This window comes from Phenylobacterium sp. (genome assembly GCF_036501465.1).
Classification (GTDB): Bacteria; Pseudomonadota; Alphaproteobacteria; order Caulobacterales; family Caulobacteraceae; genus Phenylobacterium.
Genome location: NZ_DASYAF010000082.1, coordinates 1 through 2,569 on the forward strand (window position 1 = coordinate 1; position 2,569 = coordinate 2,569).

2 protein-coding genes and 1 pseudogene are annotated in these 2,569 nt (G+C 69.9%); all 3 read right to left on the minus strand.

Features of this window, described 5'->3' with window-relative positions; all coding sequences use genetic code 11:
• Nucleotides 1–128: 128 nt before the first annotated feature.
• Nucleotides 129–962 carry an enoyl-CoA hydratase/isomerase family protein gene (locus VGL85_RS08875; RefSeq protein ID WP_331588194.1) on the minus strand — a complete coding sequence of 278 codons (834 nt, stop codon included), beginning with the start codon at nt 960–962 and terminating at the stop codon, nt 129–131.
• A complete protein-coding gene (locus VGL85_RS08880) occupies nt 952–1,761 on the minus strand; it encodes an enoyl-CoA hydratase (protein WP_331588196.1) in 810 nt (269 codons plus the stop codon). Before VGL85_RS08880 ends, VGL85_RS08875 begins: the two co-directional genes overlap by 11 nt.
• A 240-nt stretch (nt 1,762–2,001) precedes the next feature.
• Nucleotides 2,002–2,569: pseudogene (locus VGL85_RS08885) on the minus strand (monooxygenase); the annotation flags it as partial.

The window sequence follows — 2,569 nt, forward strand, 5'->3', positions numbered from 1 at the left end:
GCAGAGATTCGGCGTCCGGCGGCCGCGTAGCGGCCAACGATGGTATCGTCGGACGCGACGCTTCGCTCCGCGAACTCCGCGCAACCTCTGCGTCCTCCGCGGTAATCCTCTCGCGGCTTCGCCGCGACCTACCGCCCCTCGAACCTGGGCGTGCGTTTTTCGCGGAAGGCGGCGATGCCTTCGCGGGCGTCTTGGCTGGGGTTGGTGATCATGACGGCCATCTGGGCGTCGGCCATGGAGGCTTCCAGGCCGACATCCATGGCCTTTTCCATCATCATCTTGGAGAGCCGCACGGCCAGCGGGGCCTTGGCGGCCAGGGCTTCGCAGAAGGCCAGGGTGCGGATCTCCAGGTCGTCGTCGGCGACGACCTCGGTGACCAGGCCCAGGCGTTCGGCCTCGGGCGCGGGGTAGATTTCGTGCAGCAGGGTCATCTTCAGCGCCCGGTCCAGGCCCATGGCGCGCGGGAAGAGCCAGGCGCCGCCTTCGTCGGGCAGCAGGCCCGCCTTGTTGCTGGTGTCGCCCAGCTTGGCGGAGTGGGCGGCGAAGCGGAAGTCGCACCCCATGGCCAGCGCCAGGCCGCCGGCGACGGCATAGCCGCGGATCATCGCCACCGACGGCTTGTCCAGGCGGCGCAATGCCAGCACCACCGCCTGCATGCCTTCGCGCATCTGCCGGCCATGGCCCATGGGCGTCGCGGCGACCGGCGGACGGGGCGCGCCGTCGCGGTCGCCGCCGGAAAGGTCGCCACCGGTGCAGAAGGCGCGCTCGCCCGCGCCGGTCAGCATCAGGGCGCGCAAGCCGTCGTCGTCGCGGAAGGCGGCGATGGCGGCCAGCAGGTCCTCGCACATGCGGTCGGAATAGGCGTTCATCACGCCCGGGCGGTTCAGGGTGATGCGCGCGACGTGCGGCCGGACCTCGTCGCAGACCAGCGTGCGATAGTCGCGGGCGAACTCAGCGGGCATTGAACACCGGCGCGGTCTTGGTGACGAACGAGGCAGCGGCGGCCTTGTGGTCGTCGGTCATCATGGTGCGCACCATGTGGGTGGATTCCAGCTCCAGCACCGCCCCAAGCGTGCCGGTCTGGGCGGCGTTGAGGTTCTTCTTCATATAGCCGACAGCGAGCGTCGGCAGGCCGGCCAGGCGCCGCGCATAGTCGGCCGCGACCTGCTCCAGCTCGGGATAGGGCACGGCCTTGTTGACGATGCCCAACGCCAAGGCCTCGGCGCCGGTGATGACGTCGGCGGTGAAATAGAGCTCGCGCGCCTTGGCCGCCCCGACCAGCTGGGTCAGGAAGTATGAGCCGCCGTAGTCGCCGGAGAGGCCGACCTTGGAGAAGGCGGTGGTCAGCTTGGCGTCGTCGGCGGCGATGCGCAGGTCGCAGGCCAGCGCGATGGAGAGGCCGGCGCCGGCGGCCGCGCCGGGAATCACCGCCAGCGTCGGCTTGGGCATCTCGTGCAGGATGCGGCAGACGTCGGCGGACTGGCGCAGACCGTAGGCGCGCGCCTCCAGGCTGAAGCTGTTGGACGAAGAGTCGCCGCGTTCGGCCGCCTGGGCGAAGCCCTTGACGTCGCCGCCGGCGCAGAAGGCCCGCCCGGCGCCGGTAAGCACAACCACGCGCACGCCGCGGTCGGCGGCCAGGCGGTTGACCGCTTCCGACAGCGCGGCCTGCATCTCGCCGGTCAGCGCATTGCGCGCCTCCGGCCGGTTCATGGTCAGGGTGGCGACGCCATCGTCGATGGTCTCGATCAGCTGGTCGGTCATGGTCGTTTCCTCGTTTCGCGGCACTATCCACCCTGGAGCCCGTAGCTCCAATACTTCTCCCAGAGGGAGAAGGAGGGGCCCGCGCGCGGACGCGCGTGGGAGGTTGAGGGGTTACGGCGCGGCCAGGAACGCGCTGCATTGGCGCTTGAATCGGTGAGGGCGAAACCCCTCACCGTCCCACGGGCTTTGCCCGCAGGCCCTCCCTCTCCCTCTGGGAGAGGTCTTTTACGGCCGCCCTCGTTACCGCAGTTCGACGCCCGGCAGGGTCCCGTCGCCGCGCCAGGCGGCCAGCACCTCGAAGAACCGCAAAGGCCCGGCGCCGTACATGTCGGAGAAGAAGCCGCTGCGGTTTCCGGCCGCGCCTTCGGAGTTGTAATAGCCGGGCGTGCACTCGCTATAGAAGCGCTGGCCGAGCCGGGCCAGGCCGCGCACCTCCTCGACATAGGCGGCTTCCGCCTCCGGCGTCGGCTCGAGCACGCGCGCGCCCTCCTTCCGCGCCTGGCTGACCATGTAGGCGACGTGGTCGGCCTGTTCGTTGAGCGCCTGCGGCACGCTGATGGTGATGGCGGTCTGGGTGAAGCCCAAAAAGAAGCAGTTCGGGAAACCGTGGCTGGTCAGGCCGTGCAGGGTGCGCAGGCCCTCGGCCCAATGCTCGGTGAGGGTGCGGCCCTCCCGCCCGATGATCTCGTAGCCGGCGCGGCGGGTATAGGCGGTGCCCACCTCGAAGCCGGTGGCGAAGATCAGGCAGTCGACCTCGTATTCGCGCCCATTGGCGATGACGCCGTGCGCGGTCAGCCCCTCGACGCCC